Annotated in this window: 17 protein-coding genes, 1 tRNA gene and 1 pseudogene; 17 read left to right on the top strand and 2 right to left on the bottom strand. The window is 59.0% G+C overall.

From position 1 onward, the window contains the following. The first annotated feature begins 120 nt into the window (after window positions 1-120). The 3 genes from H3T92_RS03690 to H3T92_RS08360 all read left to right on the top strand — a co-directional run bounded on the left by H3T92_RS03690 (window position 121) and on the right by H3T92_RS08360 (window position 5,087). The gene (locus H3T92_RS03690) at window positions 121-3,957 is read left to right on the top strand and encodes a DEAD/DEAH box helicase (protein ID WP_144084898.1); all 3,837 of its coding nucleotides are present in this window, start codon (window positions 121-123) and stop codon (window positions 3,955-3,957) included. 537 nt (window positions 3,958-4,494) lie between these two features. Continuing rightward, window positions 4,495-4,785 carry a type II toxin-antitoxin system RelB/DinJ family antitoxin gene (locus H3T92_RS03685; protein WP_144084899.1) on the top strand — a complete coding sequence of 97 codons (291 nt, stop codon included), beginning with the start codon at window positions 4,495-4,497 and terminating at the stop codon, window positions 4,783-4,785. Beyond that, on the top strand, window positions 4,782-5,087 hold the full coding sequence (locus tag H3T92_RS08360) for a type II toxin-antitoxin system RelE/ParE family toxin (protein ID WP_144084900.1): 306 nt from the start codon (window positions 4,782-4,784) through the stop codon (window positions 5,085-5,087). The genes H3T92_RS03685 and H3T92_RS08360 overlap by 4 nt, the downstream gene beginning before the upstream one ends. Before the next feature lie 183 nt (window positions 5,088-5,270). On the opposite strand, the gene H3T92_RS03675 is transcribed toward H3T92_RS08360, so the two are convergent. Next, a tRNA-Lys gene (locus tag H3T92_RS03675) sits at window positions 5,271-5,343 on the bottom strand. Window positions 5,344-5,840: 497 nt separating this feature from the next. On the opposite strand from H3T92_RS03675, the gene H3T92_RS03670 reads away from it, so the two are divergent. The 9 genes from H3T92_RS03670 (at window position 5,841) to H3T92_RS03630 (ending at window position 14,600) form a co-directional block, all read left to right on the top strand. Beyond that, a complete protein-coding gene (locus H3T92_RS03670) occupies window positions 5,841-6,578 on the top strand; it encodes an ABC transporter ATP-binding protein (protein WP_144084901.1) in 738 nt (245 codons plus the stop codon). After that, window positions 6,578-7,999, top strand: coding sequence for an FtsX-like permease family protein (locus tag H3T92_RS03665; protein ID WP_144084902.1), 1,422 nt, complete (start codon window positions 6,578-6,580; stop codon window positions 7,997-7,999). Before H3T92_RS03670 ends, H3T92_RS03665 begins: the two co-directional genes overlap by 1 nt. A 397-nt stretch (window positions 8,000-8,396) precedes the next feature. Further along, window positions 8,397-9,302 carry a sensor histidine kinase gene (locus H3T92_RS03660; RefSeq protein WP_186279310.1) on the top strand — a complete coding sequence of 302 codons (906 nt, stop codon included), beginning with the start codon at window positions 8,397-8,399 and terminating at the stop codon, window positions 9,300-9,302. Next, on the top strand, window positions 9,295-9,969 hold the full coding sequence (locus H3T92_RS03655; protein ID WP_144084904.1) for a response regulator: 675 nt from the start codon (window positions 9,295-9,297) through the stop codon (window positions 9,967-9,969). The genes H3T92_RS03660 and H3T92_RS03655 overlap by 8 nt, the downstream gene beginning before the upstream one ends. Window positions 9,970-10,293: 324 nt before the next feature. After that, window positions 10,294-10,881 carry a GNAT family N-acetyltransferase gene (locus tag H3T92_RS03650; RefSeq protein WP_144084905.1) on the top strand — a complete coding sequence of 196 codons (588 nt, stop codon included), beginning with the start codon at window positions 10,294-10,296 and terminating at the stop codon, window positions 10,879-10,881. A 64-nt stretch (window positions 10,882-10,945) separates the two neighbouring features. Continuing rightward, the gene (locus H3T92_RS03645; protein ID WP_144084906.1) at window positions 10,946-11,509 is read left to right on the top strand and encodes a hypothetical protein; all 564 of its coding nucleotides are present in this window, start codon (window positions 10,946-10,948) and stop codon (window positions 11,507-11,509) included. Window positions 11,510-11,558: 49 nt separating this feature from the next. Then, window positions 11,559-12,788, top strand: coding sequence for a signal recognition particle-docking protein FtsY (gene ftsY, locus H3T92_RS03640; RefSeq protein WP_144084907.1), 1,230 nt, complete (start codon window positions 11,559-11,561; stop codon window positions 12,786-12,788). A 190-nt stretch (window positions 12,789-12,978) separates the two neighbouring features. Then, window positions 12,979-14,244 (top strand): ammonium transporter, encoded by a 1,266-nt coding sequence (locus H3T92_RS03635; protein WP_101432993.1) that lies wholly within the window; start codon window positions 12,979-12,981, stop codon window positions 14,242-14,244. A 17-nt stretch (window positions 14,245-14,261) separates the two neighbouring features. After that, window positions 14,262-14,600 carry a P-II family nitrogen regulator gene (locus H3T92_RS03630; protein ID WP_101432992.1) on the top strand — a complete coding sequence of 113 codons (339 nt, stop codon included), beginning with the start codon at window positions 14,262-14,264 and terminating at the stop codon, window positions 14,598-14,600. Window positions 14,601-14,718: 118 nt separating this feature from the next. Here H3T92_RS03630 and H3T92_RS03625 read toward each other — a convergent pair whose 3' ends face one another. Beyond that, entirely contained in the window at window positions 14,719-16,110 is a 1,392-nt protein-coding gene (locus tag H3T92_RS03625; RefSeq protein ID WP_260803927.1) for an MATE family efflux transporter, read from the bottom strand. 415 nt (window positions 16,111-16,525) lie between these two features. Between H3T92_RS03625 and dnaB the strand changes: the two genes are divergently transcribed. The 5 genes and pseudogenes from dnaB to H3T92_RS03600 all read left to right on the top strand — a co-directional run bounded on the left by dnaB (window position 16,526) and on the right by H3T92_RS03600 (window position 22,452). Next, window positions 16,526-17,866, top strand: coding sequence for a replicative DNA helicase (gene dnaB / locus H3T92_RS03620; RefSeq protein ID WP_121915062.1), 1,341 nt, complete (start codon window positions 16,526-16,528; stop codon window positions 17,864-17,866). After that, window positions 17,866-19,260 carry a Mur ligase family protein gene (locus tag H3T92_RS03615; protein WP_415873694.1) on the top strand — a complete coding sequence of 465 codons (1,395 nt, stop codon included), beginning with the start codon at window positions 17,866-17,868 and terminating at the stop codon, window positions 19,258-19,260. The genes dnaB and H3T92_RS03615 overlap by 1 nt, the downstream gene beginning before the upstream one ends. A 26-nt stretch (window positions 19,261-19,286) precedes the next feature. Beyond that, the gene (locus H3T92_RS03610; RefSeq protein WP_144084910.1) at window positions 19,287-20,093 is read left to right on the top strand and encodes a type 1 glutamine amidotransferase; all 807 of its coding nucleotides are present in this window, start codon (window positions 19,287-19,289) and stop codon (window positions 20,091-20,093) included. A gap of 196 nt (window positions 20,094-20,289) precedes the next feature. Then, window positions 20,290-20,454 (top strand): annotated as a pseudogene (locus H3T92_RS08355) (phasin family protein); the annotation flags it as partial. Between the two features lie 288 nt (window positions 20,455-20,742). Next, window positions 20,743-22,452 carry an ABC1 kinase family protein gene (locus tag H3T92_RS03600; protein WP_198189435.1) on the top strand — a complete coding sequence of 570 codons (1,710 nt, stop codon included), beginning with the start codon at window positions 20,743-20,745 and terminating at the stop codon, window positions 22,450-22,452. The last annotated feature ends 10 nt before the right edge of the window (window positions 22,453-22,462 follow it).

Raw genomic sequence — 22,462 nt, 5'->3', positions numbered from 1 at the left:
AATTCCTCCTGATGCGGTGATTGCGCTAGACATTGCCGCATCGGGATTGCCTCCTATGGCCTCATCCGTGGCTCGAACCTGTTCCTGCGCCTGTCCCCGCTTATCCGCATACTGGCAAATATGGGGAACGATGAGCAACAGCATGCAATGGATGTTTTGTCATATTGGTGCGCGGTTGAACTGTTCTCGCCACAAAATTGGAGGGATAACCAGCTCATTGCTTTATCCTCCTCCCGCAACGACGACCAAAGGGTAAGCGTTTCTGAGCAGGAGCGACTTCCATGGGATGGCATTCATGCTGATCTTCTCATCGGGCCGGTTGACAATGAGCATCGTTCCTATACAAACCTCTATAACGACCTGCAGAGCAGGAAAATATACCGGCTGCAGACAGACATGAACGCCCGGCTGACCAAACCTTTCTCGTTTGCAGAAGATACTGAGAGCTGGTTACGGTCCCAGGCGTTCAAATCGGGACTCGACGAACAGGCCATAACTGGTCTTCTTGAAGAAACAAATCAGCTATGGCGTGGAATAGTGAATCAATCCGACCCTCTGCCGGTAGGTACCAAGCTGACGGATTCCATGGTTTTGTGTCTTCTAAGGGTAGTGAGAGAGCTGGCAATAAAAGTCCGGCGGCACGGCGTAGCCTGCGCTGTTTACTGTAAGGACTACGACCCCCGGTTTGTCTCTTCCCCTGTCCTGCGGGCGGTGAAGCTGAAACGAAACCGGAAAACATTAGAGACGTATATAGATTGCCCGTGGCTTCATCATGAACGTTTCCGAATAGCTGTCGGACTCCGCCAGGATGTGGTCACGAATGCGTTGATGACTGCAGCTAGACTTGTCCGAAATCTGTCATCTGTAGAAGAGATAGCTCAAAACGAGACAATGCTGGAACTTGCTCATCGCCAGTACAAGCGCGGAGGCGGTCTTGGTGTCATGGCTTCTCTTATAGAGTTTTGCATAGGGGATGACGGCAGATTGGTCTTAGGATCGCTGGCTATCTCTCAATATGCTAAAGCTGTTTCTTGCTTGTTCAATCATCGAGGTTGGCCTGATTGCCCGACTGGGTGGCCTGATATTACCGAACTCGATGGGGCAGAGAACGAAATCGAATCGTATTTCAACACTTCAGTGTGCAAGGAACTCAAAGATGCACAGGGGCAGATAACGCACGAGAAACGCCCGGTTACCAAAAACGACATAAGAGAGCTTATTCGTAGGACGACAAACTTGATGAGGCTTGACGACCATAGTATAAGTTGTTCGCCTCTTTTCTCCCCGCAAGACGGATCGCCTCTGATGTGTAATTATGTCAATTGCCATTTGGAAGCTGATTCGGAATATCTCAATGGCGGGTTAATCGACTCCTTCTTCTTAGACGATTTGGAAAAGCTTCACAACGACGGACCAAACAATTTTTCTCGTCCAGTCAGGAGTTATCTGTCGATGAGCCATCCTCGACGATTCAATTTGGCTGAGGATTCAAAGGGTCTTCTCGTTGATGGTGCTGTGAAACCTTCCAGTATGCCGATTGGAAGATGGCCTAGTGCTTCCAATCAGTTCCAGTCCGTTGGACAGCAGTTTGCCATTAATCAAATACGTGCAGTTGCAGAAGGAATCTGTGGCTCACCGCTATTAGGTGTCAATGGGCCCCCCGGTACTGGTAAGACTACCCTTTTGAAGGATGTAGTAGCCGAGATTATCGTTGCACGAGCTAAACGATTGGCGAAATTACAGCAGCCTGACGATATTTTCAAGTATCAACGTCATGCCACGGATATTTTCGATCGGCGCAAGAGCTATAAATATTGGACGCTTGATCCGTCGGTGACTGGTTTTGAGATTGTTGTGGCTTCGAGCAACAACAAGGCTGTTGAGAATGTCAGCCAAGAACTGCCTAGAGCCGACGCTATAGACAGTGAGTGGGAATCCTATATCGAAAGCATGTGGAAACAGGCACCTCGTGGGTTTGATTTTCGGGACATTGCTACATTAATTCTCAATAGTCAGGATAAGCATAATGGGGGTAAACCCTCCAATGACCGCTCAACCTGGGCTCTAATATCCGCAGTTTTGGGTAATAGGCGCAATAAAAAGCGCTTCTTGGGTTCTTTCAAGAATGAGTTTGTATATAATTTTTTGAAGAATTTATCTACAACGACAAGTGTAATTGACGGATGGGATGAAGCCAAAAGAGGATTCAATGATGCTCTGAAGAAAGAAGAGCACATTCGTGCTCAAAAAGTGTATGAGTATAACCTCGTTCGTTCTTATTCAGACCTGTGTGATCAACGATCCGCTCTTTCGGCCAAGCTTGATGAATTAAAGATAATGCGGCACGACTTGAAAGTCGAGCAGATGCAGTACGAGAGACAGATCATAGCTGTAAAAGAGCGGCTGTCAAAAGCCAAGCAAGCTGCCGATGTCGCATGCGCTGCCCAGGAGCAAGCCGAAACTGCCTATGAGGATCATCTATCATCTTGTCGGGCACATCCTTTGAAACATCTTTTCCAAAAAACGAAAGAACAACAACAGGATGAGCGCAAGAAACGCACTACTCTGGAAAAGGCGTGGAAGGAAAGGGGCTATTGCGACGCCGAAGTTGATGTTGCCAGTCAGGAGTTATCTTTTTTGCAGGATAGCCTTGATGATGCGAAACAAGATTCAGAGAATTGCGAAAAACAAGCTACAGACCTGTTCGATCAGCTAACTACGGTAGAAAGACAAATTGCTGAAGCCGAGCAGATTCAGTGGCCCAGGCCCGACATTGGCGATGACCATGTTGCGTGGATGGATCAGGAATGGAGCAAGGCGCGGACGAAGGTCTACATTAAAGCGCTGGCTCTTCATCAGCAGGCCATCATAGGTGCTGCCCACCAGTTCATGTGCAATCTTTCCCTGGCTTGCGCCGTGATGCAGTCGAATGGCTTTACGGATGACGAGAGGTTGGTGGCTTGGCAGACTTTCTTCCTGGTGATCCCAGTCGTTTCCTCGTCCTTTGCATCAATATCCAGAATGTTTTCAGGGATAGGCAAGGAGGCGCTCGGCTGGGCGATTGTGGATGAGGCCGGACAGGCCCTGCCTCAGGCTGCGGCTGGTCTGCTGCAGCGGGTGAAACATGCGGTTGCAGTTGGAGATCCTATGCAGCTTCAGCCCGTGGATACCATGCCCAAGCCGATGCGTGAACTCCTGGCGAGCACTCATCACCTCCAGCGCCTGGGACTGGAATCTGAAAACATGCAGGCCTTGGTCGATTACCAGACTCCTTGCGGCCTTTTGGACGAGACGGACGACCACTGGCTGGGGATGCCTCTGGTGGTGCATCGGCGCTGTGATGAACCCATGTTCTCCATATGCAACGATATGGCCTACTCCGGCAGGATGGTTCGCGTAGGGCCGGAGCATCATCCCTGTTCCTATCCTTCCGGGCCTCATGCGGGAGATGAGCTGCCGGACTCCTGCTGGTACAATGTGCCGCCTAATTCCGGCGAAACCGGGAGAACGCAATGGAGGCCGCAGGAAGGCTACGAACTACACAAGCGTCTGTGCGGGCTCTTCAAGGGTGGGATCGACCCCACCAATATTCTGGTCATCGCTCCGTTCAGAGCTGTGGCTAACCAGGTGCGTGACACCTTCGCGGATGCCTTGCGGCAATGCACTGGTTGCAATGGCAGCGAAGCGAACCGGCTGGCATCGAGCCAGGCCGGAACCGTCCACACCTCTCAGGGGCGGGAAGCCGATGTGGTCTTTATAGTCCTTGGCAGCAGAGCTGGCAGGCGTGGAGAAGGCTCTCGTTCATGGGTTAACGGGTCGCCCAATCTGCTCAACGTCGCTGTGTCGCGAGCCAAGTGCCGTGTCTACGTGGTCGGCAATCTTGCTGATTGGAAGAATGGAACCTATACGTCCAGGATCGCAAAGGACCTACCGGTGGAGGCGAGCGCAGAAAACTGAGTGGAGCTGGAAAGGTGCGGCTAGAATTCCTTTTGATACAGCACGTCATCCTCAGTCTGTAAGACCAATACTTTTGTTGCAGATTAAAAAGTGAGGCAGGGTTATTAGTGACTTTGCCTTACGCTTTGACTGCCCGTTTATTCTCGCTTGACTGCATTCAGAATAGGGCCGGAATGGCAATCGGCGTAAAACCTCTGACGTAGCGTGGCTATGATTAATCAGCTGCCTGGTTCCAAGGCTATTGCCCTTAAGAGGTGAGCGTAGCTGAGTTCAGTGTCTTTCTCGTTCGGGCGGTTTGGTTGTAGTAGAAGACCGGTTGACTATCGCTTTCGTAGAGATCCGCTTCGTCAAAGTTGGCTTGGAAGCATGAGTAGTCGGAATCGCCCAGCGCAGCATGAAGCAATGGATGCATGCTATTGCTGTCAGCTATACACATTGATGCCTTACCATGCACTGCAATTTTGCATTAAAGTAAGAAATCAGCTGTAATTTTGCACTTTAATGCAAAATTATAGACAACGAGGAAGGTGGGCTCCGATGGAGAAGATGTCTCAGATTACGGTGCGTATATCCGATGCAGACAAGCAACAGGTGGATCGTATCGTGAAGGAGCTTGGTCTGGATATGACTACGGTCACCAGAGCCTTTTACAAGCAGATCATTCGGGAGCAGCGGATCCCCTTGGACTTCAGCCTGGGCCTACCTGCCGAAACCGAGGAGGCCTTGGAGGAATCGCGCCGTCTGGCCATGAGGGGGAAGACTAAGGGGTACGCCACAGGAAAGGACTTGGTGGATGGCGTGCTAGCAGCTGCTGGCGTGGACCGATGAGGCTTGCGCTGGTTCCCACTGGTGCTTTTACGAGAGACCTGAAGCGCCTGGCCCGCAGGCATGTCCCATTAGAGTCGGTCGAGGAGGTGCTAGATTTGATAGCGGAGAATTCTGAAGCGTCGCTCCAGACATTGAAGGCGCATCATCGGATGCATATGCTGCAAGGCTATGCGGCTGTTTATGAGTGCCATGTGGGCAATGCTGGAGATCTGCTGCTGGTGTGGCATAGGGAGGGCGACGCTGCCTATATGCTGCGAGTAGGTTCCCACGATCAGGTGTTGGGTAGGCGCGGTAGATACTGATCCCCAGCAAATGAATCAAGGCTATATATCAGGTGCTCAGCACGCTGTTGCCCAGGCGAATGGTCTGGATATATGCTGTGTCGGGGTTGTAGCACTTGGGTATGGCGGGAGATACTCACGCTCTCGTGGTATGAATCTTTTACGGAGCATAGTGGCTGGTATTAAATAATCGGTAATCCAAAGTGCCCCCCGTGGGACTCGAACCCACAACCCACGACTTAAAAGGACGCTGCTCTAACCATTGAGCCAGAGGGGCAACAGCTCAACACTACATGTTTGTCTTGGATTTTTCCAGTTGGCGGCAAGCCGGTTCTCTGGCGAAGCAAGACCGAGAACCCGTACAGATCAACGAAGAATATCAACTTGAAACGCTACCTTTCCGCCCACTTAAGAAGGTTGTTGGGATGCGTGGGGGAGGGGTGGGGCAAACTCTGAACCTGCCAACGGGATCCGTGCCGGACAGTAAACCAACCTGTCTGCCAAAAGCTTCTGCCAAAGCGTAGGGTAGCTTCCTACCCGTTGCGCAGTGAGTCGGACAATGTTTTGCCATCTGCAGATGGCGAACTGGCGAGCGACGTTGATTCCCCGTACTCGGATTGAGAGAATCATCCCTGCGAGGCGATCTCTTGTCCTCGCAACTGCGCTGAGGGAGGGAGCTCCGATGAAACATCCGGCTCAATGCGCATCGCCGCATGTACAGAGCGGCACAGGCTCATACTGGCATTCACCCGTTTGCAGGCGCGGGATACTGCTATGAAGTGTACCGTCGATCCTTCCGGCCAGGGCGAGTCCTTCGCCATTCGCGCATCCGGCCTGTGCAAGCAGGTTTCGCCCAGGAAAAGGGAGACCATAACTCTTTTGGAGAATGTGGAGTTCACTGCTTCCTGGAGAGCCCTGACCGGGATTATAGGGCCATCGGGCAGCGGCAAATCAACTCTGCTCTACTGCCTGGCTGGTCTCGAACCCGTCAGCTCGGGCCAGGTGGAAGTCCTGGGTCGTCGCATCTCTGCCATGGGGTCTGCAGCGTCAGCGCGATTCCGCCGCGCGCACTTGGGCTTCGTTTTCCAGTCCTATAATCTCGTGCCTTCGATGAGTGTGGAGGACAACCTCAAGCTGCCCTTCATTCTGCGCAAGACCCGCTGGCCGGAAGATCGGGCGGTCAAGTTGCTGAACAGACTGGGCATCGGGGGACTGGTCAAGGCCAATGTGACCCTCCTGTCAGGGGGCGAGCAGCAACGTGTGGCCTTGGCCCGCGCGTTGATTTCGGATCCCGATATCATCTTCGCCGATGAGCCTACTGGCGCCCTTGACCAGGAGACTGGCAATGCGGTCGTCAATGAACTCGCCGCCTTCGCCGATCGACCGGGCCACGCAGTGATTATGGTCACCCACAGTCCGGAAGTCGCCTCCCGCTGCAACACCCTGGTGCATCTGTGCGACGGTCGCATAGCCGCAGCCGACAAGGTTCCCATGCCGAATGCGGGCAGCTGATGCGACTTCTTCTGCGAGATTTCAAGGATGCCCCCTTGGCTTGGTCTGGCGTCGCCCTCGTGCTGATCGCCTCGCAAACCACGATCGGCCTGCTTGCCATGATGCTCTCTTCAGCCAGGGCCCTGGGTGATCTTCCCGGCATGGCCGAGCAAGGCCGCACCGCCTACCAAAATTTGATGATCCCCTTTGTAGCACTTCTCGTTGCCGCAGTATTGATCGTTCTGCAAGTCGTTTCGTCGCTGATCAACCAGCGCAGACGCAACCTTGCCCTATTAGCCCTGCAAGGCGCCACGCCCTGGCAGCTGACTTCATTGACCTGTCTGCGCGTGCTCATTTTGGCGCTCGCGGCCAGTTTGGTCTCGCTGACGGCCTCTTTTCTGCTGGTTCGCCCCCTCTACGCCTGGGAGACCTCGCAGTTTCTGATCGGCAAGCAGCCTTTCATCGTCAGCCACCAGCTTGCTTCCTGGGCAGCAGGGACCTCATGCGGAGTACTGGTGGCCTTGGTCGGCACGCTGCTGACCATCCGAACCATCAGCCAGATCAGTCCGGTGGAATCCCTGCGGGCCGCAATCATCCCTCCAAAAGCAGCGGGTTTGGTTCGTTGTATCGCCGCTGCCTTGTGTCTGTTGGTAGCGTCGGCGGTTATGTTGATGCCGATTATGCAGGCTAGGACTATACCTGATGAGCAACTGGTCCGTTTGCACACCGCGGCGCCCATCCTGCCTATCGCCATGGGCAGCACTTTCGGTTTCATGCTCCTGCTGGCTGCAATCTGTTTGGCGGGTCCCTCCCTGCTGGGTGCGGTCACCAGCGGCTGGACCAGGCTCGTCGCTCTTCACAGCCCCTCATGGCTGATCGCCTGCCGGCAAGCCAGCGCCCGCATGCGTAGTCTCAGCTCCACGGTCCTACCGCTGGTCGTGGGGGTTTCATTGCTGATGATGACCGATTCCTTCTACCAGACCAGCGCCGATTCCAGTCATCTGCTGCCTCCCAACCTGGATGTCAGCAGCTCTGATTTCTCCATGCTCATTACCCTTCTGGGCCCCGCACTGGTCGTCACGCTGGCTGGAGTATGCGCAGGATACCTGATCTCAGCCCATGGTCGAAGCCTGGATCTGTCCCTTATCTCGATCGCTGGCGCGGATCCGAACCAACTTGAGCTCATGTCCGCTCTCGAAGGGCTCATCATGGCGACTACTGCCGTACTCATATCCTTCACCTCCAGCATCCTGCCCGTCATAGCTTACGCTGCCGGATTCCGCAAGGTCTTCGGCGCTGCCAGCATTGGCATACCTTGGGCTCATTGGGCGCTGGTCTACCTGCTTCTGTCTTCTGCGGCATCGTTGGCTTCGTGGGCCACGGTGCGCAAATCAGCAGGTCGTTCCCCTGCCGGTGTGATAGCACAGTACACTGGCGAATGAACCTGGGCATCCTCGGCATACGGCGTGAGGGGGCGCGATGAAGGGCATGGCAACCTACCTATTCGAGCTGTTGAGCAATCAACGCTTGACCAGATTTGTCGCGCCTCTGCTGAGCCTGGCGTATACGCTTCTTTATGTCAGCGCCCCCATGTTTCCTCCAGTCTGGGCCGAGAACATTCCTTTGCCCGTTTGGAAGACTGTCATCGGCCTGATCGGACTCCTGTGTTCCTGCCTGTCGTACTGGAGCAGACAATTTCCCCTGCTCATCACGACCGTGGAGACCCTGGTATACATCGGCCTGTCATTTGCCGCCTCGGACGATAGCTTCCTGATACCTCTGGTAGGCGCTCTTTATTTCTGTGTCTGTTTATCGTCAGCACCCAGGATTGCGGCAGGCGTGAGTGAGGCAGTCGCGGCCGTCAGCCTGGTCACTGTCAGTATGCATGCCGGGCACATGCTCTTTCTGGAATGGTCGGCTCGGATGGCAGTCATCATGGCTGTAGTGGCCGCTGCCGTAGCTGTCAGATCCTACCGGATTCGGCGCGAGACGCAACGGCGTGAGGAGCAGGAGCGCATCCGCTCTGAAATGCTTGCCAGGCAAAGGGATCAGGCTATATCACGTGCCCAGGTAGCAGGGGAGTTGCACGATAGCGTGGGCCACGACCTCACCACGATCATCGCCCTGACCCAGGGATTCGCTGACTCGGTTGAGATCGAAGAGCTGCAAGAGGTGCTTAAGGGCGTCAACCAAGTGGCTAGGGATGGGTTGTCTGACACCCGACAAGCCGTCCGTACCCTTGTCCAGGGGCATGAGGCGCTGCCTGAAGAGTCCGATGATGATGGGTGCAGGTTTGGCTCCAGGCTGCACACGCTCGACGAACTCGACACCGTGATCGCCCATGCTCGCGCGGCTGGGCTGGCTGTCGTGTCTACTAAAACAGGCCATCATCGGCACGATCCCAGACAGGACAACCTCTGCTTCATCGTCAGCAGGGAGGCCATCACCAACACGCTCCGGCATGCCTCAGACCCGAGCACCATCGTCATCTCCCGTGACTATGGACAGGACGGCACCCTCCGCATCAGCATCCACGACGATGGGCATGGGGATGAGCATGGGCCAGTCTTGGGCGATCAGCAACCAGCCATTCATGATCATCCAGGAGTGGGGCTCAAACAGATTGGCGAGCAATGCCGACTGATGGGAGGGAGTCTGAGTTGCGGACCGAGCGAGAACGGGGGATGGACGGTAAAAGCCGTCCTGCCTGGCACCAGCGAGAAAGGGTGCAACGCCCATGATTGACCTGATGCTGGTCGATGACCTTGCGCTCCTCCGCAAGGGGTTGGTACGCATGATTGAGGCCGACCACGATTTACAGGTAGTCAGACAAGCCTCCAACGGTCAGGAGGCGGTGACCATGCTTCGGGAGATGAAAGCAGCCGCCCAGCCGTTGCCTCGAGTGATCCTGATGGACGTTCGCATGCCGGTGATGGACGGCATCAGTGCCACTGCGGTCATTGCCAAGGAGTTCCCCGACATTCGCACGCTGATTCTGACCACCTATGACGAAGACGATTACGCCTTCACCGGTCTGCACGCAGGCGCCTACGGCTTTCTGCTCAAGGATGTATCTACGAGAGATCTGCACCGAGCCATTCACGCAGTGGCTGACGGAGACGCAGTGCTCACCCCCCGTATTACAGCAGAGCTCATCAACCGCGACAGAGCCTATGCCCGGCATAAGATCAGTGACCCGCAGGCCAGGCAGCAGCTGGATAAGTTGACCCCCAGGGAGTGCGAGATAGCCGGGCTCATCGCTCAAGGGCTCTCCAACCAGGAAATAGCCCAGCGCCTCACTCTCGAAATCACCTCCGTCCGGCGCTACGTAAGCCGCATACTCGACAAGACCGGTCTGCGAGATCGTACGCAAATTGTCATCACATGGTTTCAGGCCGGAATGTCTGACTGACGATCCCTGATCGGCCATTCCGGGCATTGCGGGGAGAAAAGCAGAAAGAATGACAGATTCCAGAGCGACTCTTTCGCTGACCTGATGAGGCCGAAGCCAGGGACTAAAGCCCAGAACGTAAGTTTGGGAGAACTTTTATTGAACATTGTGATTCTTGCTGTATTGAGTTTCAACTATTCAGTTATGCACGTGATGTCCCGGCGACACTGGTTCCCTTTTGAAACTTCAGTTCTCTTGAATGCTGCTCAAGTAAGCTGAATCACAACTGTTGGTCAGGTTGCAGCTGATAAAGGGTGGTCAAGCATTCGATATAGGAGGTGGATCGTGGGAATCCGTCTGGTGAGGATGGACCAGCCAGGGGCGGTGGACACCGAAGTGATTTGGGAATATCTGCAGTCCTGTCGTGCCCGGACTGAGGATGAAGCGGCTGGTCTCGGCCCCTTGGAGGGCTGCCACAGCCTGGATGAGGTTCGTCGGTTTGGTCTGCCGGAGGTGGCTCGTCAGGCGCGTGGTGATGATCTGCCGTCGGGATTTGTGCCCGCTCTGCAGTTCGCCGCCCTGGACCCCGACGGCAAACTGGTGGGAACGATCCAGCTGAGGCTGCGGCTTACCGAGGCGCTTCTGCGCACAGGCGGCAACATCGGCTATTCAGTTCGTCCGGACTGTCGTCGGCGGGGCTATGCCGGACTGATGCTGGATGGCTGTCTGCGACGGGCGGCCGCTCTGGGCATGCGCCGGGTCCTGATTACCTGCTCTCCATCGAACCTGGCTAGTCGCCGGACCATCCTCTCGTGTGGCGGGCAACTGGAGAATGTGCTCCCTAGCAGATCTGGTCAGCCAGTAGAACGGTATTGGATTGAGCTGCCTACCGAGTCAACAGGCCAAAGAACACGTCAGCATGAACCAGTGTGAAAGAGACCGATAGATTCCTCGTGTTGTAGCGCGTCTGAGGGGTTCTTCTGAGAGAATGGCAGGTATGGTCTGGCTGATTGTCCTGGTATGGGTGCTGGTGGTTGCGGCATTCATCGTATTTGTCATGCGCTTGGCGCTTGGTGAGTCCCAGGACCGTGCCTTCTCCCAGTCTCTGGATGAGCGTGTACGCCGGGCGGCCCGCCGTCAGCAGGAACGAGAGAATAAACTGCCACGTATAGCAGGAGGGCATCTGTCTTTTGCCCCTGGATCGGACGAGGGCGCATCAACTGCTGAAGATACCGAACATCCCTATCCGGTCTATGTCAATTCCTCCTCCGTGGTGGAGGTTCGAGGCATGCTGGCCTCCGATTCCACGGACGAGATAAATCTGCCTCGGCCCCCAAGCGCTGATTCCGCGTCCTCGACCAGCCCGAGACAAAAGAAGAATGTTGTACCGTCGGTTTCTGCGACCTCTGGGCCTCCAGCCCCCAGGAGCTCCACCCTGCGATCATCAAGCCCTGAGCCTTCGCGTCGGCAGCGACGGGAGCCTCAGCCCACCACCTCCGACATCATGCCCGCAGTCCAGAGCGGTCCGCAGGCGGGAACGAGCCATCCGAGCGGGAAGTGACCGCTGGTGGTGACCATCCGTGTCCCTTTTCGCCTTTAGGCTGGTACCTATGACAACACAGCAGCTCCTTATTCTTATCGCGGTGTTGATCGTCCTGGTGCTGGCAGTGGTCGGCATTCTGGTGGCGGTCCGTAAACACCGGTCCCCGGGGGATTCCGCGCGCCCCGACAGTGCGGAAGAGCCTGGTGCCTTCCCAGCAGCTTCGTCGGGTGACCAGGCACCCCGATCTGCTTCGCACGCATCTAGTGCTTCTGCGGGTTCCGGCTCAGTCGATTCAAAGGAGTCCAGTCAGCCGTCCTCGGCTGACCAATCAGCATCGTCGGCACAGGAGGAGCTGGCGCATCCGGAGGCCTCTGCATCCCGCATGACCAGGCTCAAGGCCAGACTGGCCAAGAGTCCCAACCCCTTTGGCAAGGCCCTCTTTGCCATTCTGACCAAGGATCATCTGAGCGAGTCCGACTGGGAGGATGTGGAAGACACCCTGCTCATGGCGGATGTGGGTGCCGAGGCCAGCGAACAGCTGGTGAAGCAATTGCGTGACGATGCTCGGATCACAGGGCAGAAGGATCCTGCAGCAGTGCGTCGTGGCCTTCGTCAGCGCCTGATCGATCTGGTCGATCCCAATATGGACCGAACTCTTGTGGCTGCCCGACCCCAGGCCAACAGGCCGTCGGTCATTATTATGGTGGGCGTCAACGGCACGGGCAAGACCACCACGGCGGGCAAGCTGGCCCGGCTCTTCGTGGCCGATGGCAAGTCGGTGGTCATGGGTGCTGCCGACACCTTCCGTGCCGCCGCCGCTGACCAGCTGGAAACCTGGGGCGGCAAGGTGGGCGTGCCTGTGGTCCGCAGCGACCGTGACGGCGCCGACCCGGCCTCGGTGGCCTTTGAAGCGGCTGAACGGGCCAAAAATGATCAGGCAGATGTTCTCATTGTGGACACAGCCGGTCGCCTGCAGAACAAGGCCAACCTCATGGATCAGTTGGGCAAGATCCGGCGGGTGATCGAGAAGAACCTGCCCGTGGACGAGGTTCTGCTGGTCCTGGATGCCACTACCGGGCAGAACGGGATGATCCAGGCCAAGGTCTTCGCCCAGGCCATCGGGGTCACAGGCATTGTCCTGACTAAGCTGGACGGCTCGGCCAAGGGCGGCATTGTCGTCTCTGTCCAGCGGGAGCTGGGCGTACCCGTCAAGCTGGTCGGGCTGGGCGAGGGGCCCGACGATCTGGCCGTTTTCGACCCCGAGTCCTTTGTCGACGGCATCCTGGGAGACGAGTAGTCCGGCCGGTCGGTTGGTCATAAGGTGGTCATCCAATAGTCACCCGGAGGTAATGCGACGGTGACCTGACCGTCATCCTCTTCCTGTTTGATGAATCGGGAAGTGGAAGAGAATCTGACGTAGGCTGTCCGGAGGGAAGCCCTCGTTATCGGGGACTGCCCGCCCGGATGGGGAAAAGAGAGGTGTAGGCATGGATTCTGGAAATGCTGCCTGGATGCTGGTAGCGGCATCCATGGTTTTCCTGATGACTCCGGCGGTGGCTTTCTTCTATGGGGGTATGGTCCGAGCCAAGGCCGTGCTCAACATGATGATGATGTCCACGCTGGCCATTGCCGTGACCGGGGTTATCTGGGCCTTCTGGGGATGGTCGATTTCCTTTGCAGGCAAGGACATCGGAGGCGTCTTCGGCGACCCCATCACCGGCTTCCTGCTCAAGGACACGGTCACGGCCAAGGACGGGGTCTTCACCTCGCTTGATTCCGCCAACGCTGCCTACCCGCACACGGTGGACATTGCCTTCCAGGCCGCCTTCGCCATGATTTGCGTGGCCCTGATCTCGGGAGCCCTGGCAGAGCGAGTCAGAATCAGCACCTGGATGATCTTCGTGGCCCTCTGGGTCACCTTGGATTACGCGCCCATGGCCCACATGGTCTGGAATCACGGACTGCTGGCTGCCGATGGACCCATCTCCAACGCCATCGGGGCTCAGGCGCACGACTTCGCAGGCGGTACGGTCATTCACATCAACGCGGCAGTAGCAGCCCTGGTCATTGTGCTCATCATCGGCAGGCGAATCGGCTTCCCCAAGGAGTCCATACGTCCCCACAATGTGCCCATGGTCATGCTGGGCGCCTTCCTGCTCTGGTTCGGCTGGTTCGGTTTCAATGCCGGTTCCGCCTTCGCCGCCAACGGCACGGCTGGATATGCCTGGGTTTCCACGACCATCGCCGCCAGCGGCGCCACCCTGGGCTGGCTCTTTACTGAGCGGGTCCGCACCGGGCATTACACCGCCATGGGTGCTGCATCCGGCATGGTCGCCGGCCTGGTGGCCATCACGCCAGCGGCCGACGTGGTTTCCCCGCTCTGGGCCATGGTCATCGGCCTCTTGGCTGGTTTCGTCTGCTGCCTGGCCTGCGGGCTCAAGTTCCGCTTCGCCTATGACGACTCCTTGGATGTGGTAGGCATCCACGGTGTGGGTGGTTTATTGGGCACGCTGCTGATAGGCTTCTTTGGTACCGGCACGGGCTTCCTGGCCGGCGGCAATTTCCGGCAGCTGCTGGTTCAGTTCCTGGTGGCGCTGATTGCGATCATCTACGCAGCTGCAGTCACTGGTGTGATCGCCTTTGCGCTGGAGAAGACCATTGGTTGGCGAGTCAGCAAGGATCAGGAGGTCATCGGCGTTGATCAGAGCGATCAGGGTGAGAGCGCCTACGACTTCGGATCCATTCTGAACTGATCAGAAAGGAAGGCAGCATGAAACTCATTACCGCCATTGTTCAGCCCGGGCGGCTGGATCAGATTAAACAGGCCCTGACCGAGGTCGGCGTGCACGGTATGACCGTCTCGTCAGCCCAGGGCTATGGCCGGCAGGGCGGCCATAAGGAGGTCTACCGGGGCAGCACTGTCAAGGTGGATCTGGTTCCCAAGGTGCGCTTGGAGGTGCTGACCGAGGATCGCCGGGTCGACGAGCTGGTCAACGCTATCGTCCAAGCTGCCGCCACCAACACCGTAGGCGACGGCAAGGTCTGGGTGCAGACCCTGGACTCGGTGGTCAGGGTCCGTACCGGGGAGACCGGCGTCGACGCCATCTGAAGCAGCTACCTGCTGCCGTCTGCATGGTCGTCTTCCTACTGACCAGTTTCGCAGGATCCCGTAGCTGTGGCCAATTTCATGGTCGAGCGGTCGGGGTCCTGCTTTTTGCTATGACTCTTCAGGCTTCCTTGACCTGGCCAATCGTCCCCATCCAGACATCGGTGCGCGTTCTCCAGCCATTGCAGATAGCTCTGACGCCGATGAAGAGGACATTGAGCACGGCCCAGAGCATGGCTATCCGCCAGGTGGGCGTCCAGCTCATGGCCAGAGCTGTCATGCCCAGCAGCCCGATCAGGTAGATCACAGCGGTCAGGGAGCAGGTGGCCGCCAGATAGCGATAGTCCCCGGCCCCGATCAGGATCCCGTCCAGGGCCCACATCCATCCGGCTACGGGCATGAAGACCCCTTGGACGATCATGCCTACGGTGATCAGCGACCTGATGGCCGGCGTTGGGCTGAACAGGGGAGCGGCGAAGAGGCCCAGGGCGATCATGACCAGCCCGACCAGCACCCCCATAGCCATGCCTGCCTTGGCTGACAGGTCGGTCATGACCCGTGCCCGCGACCGCTGTCCGGCGCCCAACTCGGTGGCTACCAGTGACTGACCGGCGATGCCCACGGCATCCAGCATGTTCAGTCCGAAGTTCCAGGCCGAGTTGACCCCCTGATAGGCCGCCAGCACCTGCTCGCCCAAGTGGGCTGCAGCCACCACGGTCATAAAGAGGCAGACCCGCAGGGCCAGGGTCCGCAGGAAAAGCGGGAAACCGTCGCCCATGCTGGCCGCCATGCCTGAGAGCCGGGGCCGCAGCTGGGCGCCTTCCCGACGGGCCCAGACCAGGGCGGGGATGGTCAGGAAGAGCCCCATGGCCCACTCGGCGATCAGGGTGGCCAGGCCCGAGCCCAGAATGTCCATGTGCAGGCCGAAGACCAAAAGGACCTCAAGGGCGGTGTTGAGGATGGCGCCTGACACGGCGGCCACCAGGGTGATCTTTACCTTTTGCAGTCCGCGGAAGATGCCGTTGGCCGCGTAGACCAGGAGCATGGCCGGAAGGCCGAAGACCAAAGCATTCAGATAGGTCTGCGCCGCCTGCAGGACCGGCCCACGGGCTCCCATCAGGCTGCAGATGGGTCGGCTCAAAGCCAGGAGAACAGGGCAGACGACCAGACCGATGACGAAGGCCAGCCACATGCCGTCCACACCGGCCTGCATGCCCTCCCGTCGGCGGCCGGCGCCCATGAGCCGGGCCACCTGGGAGGTGGTTCCGTAGGCCAGAAAGATGCACAGGCCCACGGTGGTCAGCACCACAGTGGATCCGATGGAGAGCCCGGCCAGGGCCGAGTCGCTGATGTGGCCCACGATGGCGGTGTCGATCATGACGAAGAGCGGGGAGGCGATCAGCTGGCCGAAGGTGGGTATGGCCAGTCCGGCAATGGTCCGGTAGGTCGCCCGCCGTTCTTCCGGCGTGATTGATCCGGTCTTGGTTTCGGGGATGTTCCTGTGGCTGCGCATGGACGCCATGCTAATGCTCTGGACTGAATACACAACCCCTGAAAGCCAGTCCGTGGACGCCCTGCCGACAGATGACGTATCACCAAACAGCCCTGAGTGCAAGCTGGATTGACGATGTGGAAGACTGTCCCCAAGTTTTACACAGAGTTATACCCATGAGGTGGATAAGTTGCGCACATGTCCTCTAGGACACGCCTTGAATGTGGATAACTTATTTTTCTGTACACATACAGGGCGACCCTGTGCCCGTCCAGTACGGTCGGCGCGTCCCGGTGAATGCCTTGAGTGAAATCCGTCTCTTGGGGCTGCCAAGGACGGTCCTCTTCGTAGAATCGTGGCTATGGCTTCCGACGACTACACCGACTACACCCATCCCGAACAGCGTCCCACCGATCATGCCCAGACCGGCCGCGACATGCTCTTCGACCGGGTGCCCCCGCATGACGACGATGCGGAGATGGCCGTGCTGGGCGGCATGCTCATGAGTAAGGATGCCATCGGCGAGGTCAGTCAGATGATCGACATATCCGACTTCTACCAGCCCAAGCACCAGACCATCTACGAGGCCATCGTCACCCTCTTCTCGGCCTCCCAGCCGGTGGATGCGGTCCTGGTGGCCAACGAGCTGCTCAAGTCCGGGGACCTGGAGAAGGTGGGGGGCACTGACTATCTGCACTCCCTGGTGGCCTCGGTCCCGACAGCCGCCAACGCCACCTACTATGCGGAAATCGTCCACCAGCGTGCCATCCTGCGCAATGTGATCGCGGCCGGCACCAAGATCGCCCAGCTGGGCTACTCGGCCGAGGGCTCCCAGGCGGAGGACATCGTCAACCTGGCCCAGGCCGAGGTCTACGAGATGAGCGTGGGCAGGGTCCGTCAGGATTACGAGGCCATCGGGCCGGTTGTCCATGACACCCTTGACCAGCTGGACAAGCTGCAGAACGGCGACATGGAGCGGGGCGTGCCTACCGGCTTCAAGAGCATCGACGACGTGACCCAGGGCCTGCAGCCCGGGCAGATGATCGTGGTGGCCGGCCGCCCCGCCATGGGCAAGTCCACCCTGGGCATCGACTTCGCCCGTGCTGCGGCCCTCCACAACAACATGACCACAGTGGTCTTCTCCCTGGAGATGAGCAAGAACGAGCTGGCCCAGCGCATCATCTCGGCCGAGACCGACATCCCCCTGGTGGCCCTGCGCCGGGCGGACGACATCACCCCTGAGCGTTGGAACACCCTGAACACCTTCTGGAGCAGACTCCAGGACGCCCCGCTCTTCCTGGACGATTCGCCCAACATGAGCCTGATGGAGATCCGCGCCAAGTGCCGTCGCCTCAAGCAGACCAACGACCTGAAGCTGGTGGTCATCGACTACCTGCAGCTGATGACCTCGGGCAAGCGGGTCGAATCCCGTCAGCAGGAGGTCTCCGACTTCTCGCGCGCCCTGAAGCTGCTGGCCAAGGAGCTGGAGGTTCCGGTGGTGGCGTTGAGCCAGCTCAACCGCGGTCCCGAGATGCGCAACGACAAGAAGCCCATGCTCTCCGACCTGCGCGAGTCGGGATCCATCGAGCAGGACGCCGACGTGGTCTTCCTGGTCCACCGGCCGGACTTCTACGACAAGGAGGACCGCCCGGGCGAGGCCGACATCATCCTGGCCAAGCACCGCAACGGCCCCACCGACACCTTCAAGCTGGCCTTCCTGGGCGAGAAGTCCAAGTTCAAGGACATGCCCCAGGACTACCAGCAGGGAGGGGTCTGATCATGCGGTCCAAGACTTCCAAGGCGCAGCCTGCCGATCAGCCCGGTCGTCCCCGTCGGCCTTGGCGCTCCCTCTTGGCCCTTCTGGTCGGCAAGGCGGTACGCCTCGTTTCGCGTCTGTCCCATCACGGCGGTTCGGCCCTGCCTGGCAAGGTGGTGGAGCGGATCGACCCGGGCTTCCTGGCCAGGACCCTGTCAGGCCTGCCTCGCGGGGTGGTTCTGGTCTCGGGGACCAACGGCAAGACCACCACCACCCGGATGGTGGCCTCCATGCTGGAATCCCTGGGCCTCAAGGTCTTCACCAATCCGACCGGATCCAACTTCACCCGCGGCGTTGTTTCGGCCTTGGTTTCCACTCTGGGGCTCTCCGGCCGTCTGCACGCTGACATTGCCGTCCTGGAGCTGGACGAGGCCTATGCGGTCCACTTTGTGCGGCAGGTCAAGCCCCGCTACGCCCTCCTGCTCAATGTCATGCGTGACCAGCTGGACCGGTTCGGGGAAATCGATACTACTGCCCGGCTGCTGGGTCAGGTGGCCCGGGCCACCACGGGCACGGTGGTCCTCAACCGGGAGGATCCGCGCATCGCCAGCCTGGCTGCTCAGACGCCGGCCCAGACCGGTGTGGCCTACTTCGGCCTGTCGGACGATCTGCTGAGCTATTTCCCCACCGATGACGACATGCATGCCTCGGATCAGGATGCTGATGGTGCCGGTGCGGCCAGCGCTTCCCGCCCGGTCCGCCCCGGTCACCGGCTGCCAGCCGAGGTTACCCTGGAACGGGTCATGGACCACAGGGCCGCCTTCCGCCTGGACGGTCGGCTCCTGGAGACCGATCTGCGTCTGGAGGGCGTCTACAACCTCTACAATGCGGCCGCTGCCCTGGTGCTGGTGAGGGTCGTTCTGGAGGACAGGGAGCCTGATGATGCGGCGCTCATGGACGCCCTGTCCAAGGTGACGCCCGCCTTCGGCCGCGGGGAGGTCATCACCTACCAGGGCGCTCCGGTTGAGCTGGTCCTGGTCAAGAACCCCATGGGCTTCCGCCTGGCCCTATCCTCCTTCGATCCTGCCGGCCAGGACACCATGATCGCCATCCGCGACGAGTACGCGGACGGGCGTGACATGAGCTGGCTCTGGGATGTGGACTTCACCTTACTCAGGGATACCGGCGTGGCCATGGTCTCTGGCACCCGGGCCTATGACATGGCCTTGCGCCTGGCCTATGACCAGGTGCCCACGGAGGCGATCGAGACCGACCTGGATCGGGCGCTGACAGCCTTCCTTGAGGTGCATCCCGGCCGACCCAAGCGAATCTACTGCACCTACACGTCTATGCTCCGGCTCCGGTCCGCCCTCGGCAGGATCACGAGCGTGGACGATGCCGGGGTGGGCGCATGAGCGAGCCAACCAAAAGGAGCGCAGGAATGCCGCAGACACAGGATAATGCCAAGGTCGGGGCCGTGGGAGACCATCCGCCGCTGCAGATCCTCTCCCTCTACCACCGTGACATGAACATCTATGGGGATTCGGGCAACATTCTCAGCGTGACCCGCCGGGCTGAGCTGTACGGGTTCCGCCCCATGGTCCGCTATTACGATCCCGGTGATGCCTGGCCCGAGCGGATCGATATGATTCTGGGCGGCGGCGGCCAGGACCATGGCCAGGAACGGATCATCGACGACCTGCGGGAACGGGGCGGTCTTCTGCACGATCTGGCCGACCAGGAGGTGCCCATGCTGATGATCTGCGGGCTCTATCAGCTCTTCGGACATTATTTTGAGACCTCCGACCATGAGCGCCTGGAGGGGGTCGGCATTCTTGACGTGCACACCATTGCTCAGCCTGAGCGGATGATCGGCAACCTGGTGGAGCAGGCAGAGGACTTCGGCAGGGTGGTCGGCTATGAGAACCACTCGGGTCTGACCTACCTGGGGGAGGGGGCCCATCCCCTGGGCATGGTGACCGAGGATGGCCGAGGCAACAACGGCAAGGACCACACCGAGGGGGCCCGATGGAAGAAGGTCATCGGCACCTACATGCATGGGTCGCTGCTGCCGAAGAACCCGGCTGTTACGGACTTCCTTATCGCTGGCGCAGCCGAAAGGCGGTACGGCCAGGGCACCTTCGCCCAGATGAAGGAGACCATGGACCAGAAGAGCCGGAGCGAGTTGGAGCGTCTGGACTCCCTGGCGGATCAGGCCAGCCGTATTGCTGCATCAAGGCCCAGATGAAGAGGAGCCTGCGGTTCCTTCGGTTCCGGCACAGGGGCGTGCCAAGGAGGCAAGGCGCTGCGGTCCCTCTTGCCATGGTGTTGAATCGGATCGGTCAATGATAACCAGCTAGACTGTAAAGAGAGACGGCCGCTCGTCTCTTGGCGGTCAAAAGGGCCCGGTACTTCAAGGGCGTATGAATGCTGGGAGGCATATCATGTCGGATTTACATATTGGTGACGGATTGCACAAGGTGCTTCTGGCTGGCATTGGAGCGCTGGCCACAGGCGTGGAGAAGGGCCAGGAGGTCATCGACAGTCTGGTGAAGAAGGGCGAGCTGACGGTCGAGCAGGGGAAGATTCTCAACACTGAGCTCAAACGGAACAGGAAGACCCCTCCCGCTCCTGCACCTACTGACAGCGCTCCTGCACCGGCTGCTGGCGCGCCCAGGCCTGCGACCCATGTTGCTCCTGACCCCCGTCGTCCCGACCATGATCCCTTGGCGCCAATGCCGAATCGTCGGTCCGGGTCCATCCCCATCACCTCCAATGATCCCATTGCAGGTCAGCAGGGCTGAAAGGCAGTCAATTACTGTCAGCGTCGGTCGTCTGCGCCGGAATGTCTGCCGCTGGTCGGCCATGCGGATAAAGGACGCAGGTGAGTGGTGAGTATGGATGCCATGAACGGACATGATGCCCCGGTGCAGACCATTGGCCTCTTCGGGGTCGGCACGGGAGAGCGGCAGGGGGCGGCAGGAAGGATCCGGCACAGGCGTGGCAGGGCCCGTCGACTGGCTGAGATGATCCGCATCGCCAACCGGTTCGACATCATCCACGGGCTGACTCCGGTCACCATGCGTCGACTGTTCGAGGCGCTTGGGCCCACTTTCGTCAAGGTGGGCCAGATTCTCTCCATGCGTTCGGAGATCCTGCCGGAGGCCTTTTGCCGTGAGCTCTCCAAGCTGCGCGCCGACGCGGATCCCATCCCGTACTCCGTGGTGACCAGCACCCTGGCCGCCGAGTATGGCCGTCCGCTCGACCGGATCTTCTCCTCCATAGACCCTGTTCCCTTGGGGTCGGCTTCCCTGGCGCAGGTGCACCGGGCCCGCCTGGTCAGCGGTGAGGACGTGGCCGTCAAGGTCCAGCGCCCAGGAATTCAAGAGACCATGGCCCAGGACATCGACATTCTGCGCAGCATGGTCAAGTGGGCCTCCCGGTTCGTCCGCAGCACCCAGGTGATCGACATCCGAGGAGTGGTCGAGGAGCTCTGGGAGACTTTCCAGTCCGAGGTCGACTTCCAGCAGGAGGCCGCCAATCTGGCGGAGTTCAAGGATTTTTGCGGCTCATACGCCTACATCGACTGCCCGAAGCCCTATCCTGAGCTTTGCACCAGGCATGTGGTGGTGATGGAGTACATCGACGGGATATCGCTCTCACGGCCCGCCCAGCTGGTGGCCCAGGGCTATGACCTGAAGGAGATCGGCACCAAGCTGGTCGACAACTATGCCACCCAGATCATGGACCGGGGCTTCTTCCACGCCGATCCGCACCCCGGCAACATCATCATCCGCGATGGTTCCATAGTGCTGATCGACCTGGGAATGGTCGGCCGCCTGGACGAGGTGACCAAATCGGCTTTGAAGGACATGATTTTTGCAGTAGGCCGCGAGGATTCACCTGCCCTGGCCCAGGGGCTGCTCCGTTTCGCCGGTACGGGAGAGGCCAGAGCCGAGGACTACCCTTATCTCCTTGCCGACCTGGATGCGGTCGTCCAGCGGTTCGGCAAGCTGGATCTGGCCGATCTGGACATCGCCGAATACGTCAATGCCGTGATGAGGCTGGCCGCCCGGCATGGCATCAAGGTGCCAGGGTCGGTCACCATGGTGGCGCGGTGCCTGGTCACCCTTGAAGGACTCTTGGACGAGTTCCTGCCTGAGGCCAACATCGTGCAGATCATCACTGATCATGTCGCCTATAGCCAGAGCACGGGGTCCATCCTCAAGGAGGAGGCTCGGAAGCTGGGCATCCAAGGCGATCTGGCCCTGCATGGCCTTTTGGGTGCCCTGGCTGAGTCCCAGACCGCGACCAAGATGCTGACCCGGGGCCAGCTGCGCGCCAATGTGCAGCTGGTAGGCTCCGAGGAACCTCTGCAGCAGCTGTCCGACATGGTCAACAGACTGACCATGGCTCTCATTGTCGTTGGACTCTATGTGGGCTCTTCAATCGTCTACTTCGCCCGCGTCAAGCCGGTGGTCTTCGGCATCCCGGTGGTCAGCATGCTGGGGTACGTGGTGGCCTTCATTCTTTCGGTCTGGATAGTCCTGGACATCCTGATCAAGCACCGGGCCCTCAAGCGTCGGCGACGCAACGGCCAAGCCTAGGCTGAGAGCC

It is taken from the genome of Bifidobacterium sp. W8112, assembly GCF_016101425.1.
In the GTDB taxonomy this organism is placed as follows: Bacteria; Actinomycetota; Actinomycetes; order Actinomycetales; family Bifidobacteriaceae; genus Bombiscardovia; species Bombiscardovia apousia.
The sequence above is the reverse complement of the archived record's forward strand: the minus strand, read 5'-3'. Positions and strand labels throughout refer to the sequence as shown.

What these genes read in the sequence shown, in the direction of transcription:
- H3T92_RS03685 (WP_144084899.1), top strand. Translation starts at nt 4,495, where the DNA reads ATGGAGAAGATGTCTCAGATTACGGTGCGTATATCCGATGCAGACAAG.
- H3T92_RS03655 (WP_144084904.1), top strand. Translation starts at nt 9,295, where the DNA reads ATGATTGACCTGATGCTGGTCGATGACCTTGCGCTCCTCCGCAAGGGG.
- H3T92_RS03690 (WP_144084898.1), top strand. Translation starts at nt 121, where the DNA reads ATGGGGAACGATGAGCAACAGCATGCAATGGATGTTTTGTCATATTGG.
- H3T92_RS03625 (WP_260803927.1), bottom strand. Translation starts at nt 16,110, where the DNA reads ATGCGCAGCCACAGGAACATCCCCGAAACCAAGACCGGATCAATCACG.
- H3T92_RS03670 (WP_144084901.1), top strand. Translation starts at nt 5,841, where the DNA reads ATGAAGTGTACCGTCGATCCTTCCGGCCAGGGCGAGTCCTTCGCCATT.
- H3T92_RS03610 (WP_144084910.1), top strand. Translation starts at nt 19,287, where the DNA reads ATGCCGCAGACACAGGATAATGCCAAGGTCGGGGCCGTGGGAGACCAT.
- H3T92_RS08360 (WP_144084900.1), top strand. Translation starts at nt 4,782, where the DNA reads ATGAGGCTTGCGCTGGTTCCCACTGGTGCTTTTACGAGAGACCTGAAG.
- dnaB (WP_121915062.1), top strand. Translation starts at nt 16,526, where the DNA reads ATGCTCTTCGACCGGGTGCCCCCGCATGACGACGATGCGGAGATGGCC.
- H3T92_RS03665 (WP_144084902.1), top strand. Translation starts at nt 6,578, where the DNA reads ATGCGACTTCTTCTGCGAGATTTCAAGGATGCCCCCTTGGCTTGGTCT.
- H3T92_RS03635 (WP_101432993.1), top strand. Translation starts at nt 12,979, where the DNA reads ATGGATTCTGGAAATGCTGCCTGGATGCTGGTAGCGGCATCCATGGTT.
- H3T92_RS03630 (WP_101432992.1), top strand. Translation starts at nt 14,262, where the DNA reads ATGAAACTCATTACCGCCATTGTTCAGCCCGGGCGGCTGGATCAGATT.
- H3T92_RS03600 (WP_198189435.1), top strand. Translation starts at nt 20,743, where the DNA reads ATGGATGCCATGAACGGACATGATGCCCCGGTGCAGACCATTGGCCTC.
- ftsY (WP_144084907.1), top strand. Translation starts at nt 11,559, where the DNA reads ATGACAACACAGCAGCTCCTTATTCTTATCGCGGTGTTGATCGTCCTG.
- H3T92_RS03645 (WP_144084906.1), top strand. Translation starts at nt 10,946, where the DNA reads ATGGTCTGGCTGATTGTCCTGGTATGGGTGCTGGTGGTTGCGGCATTC.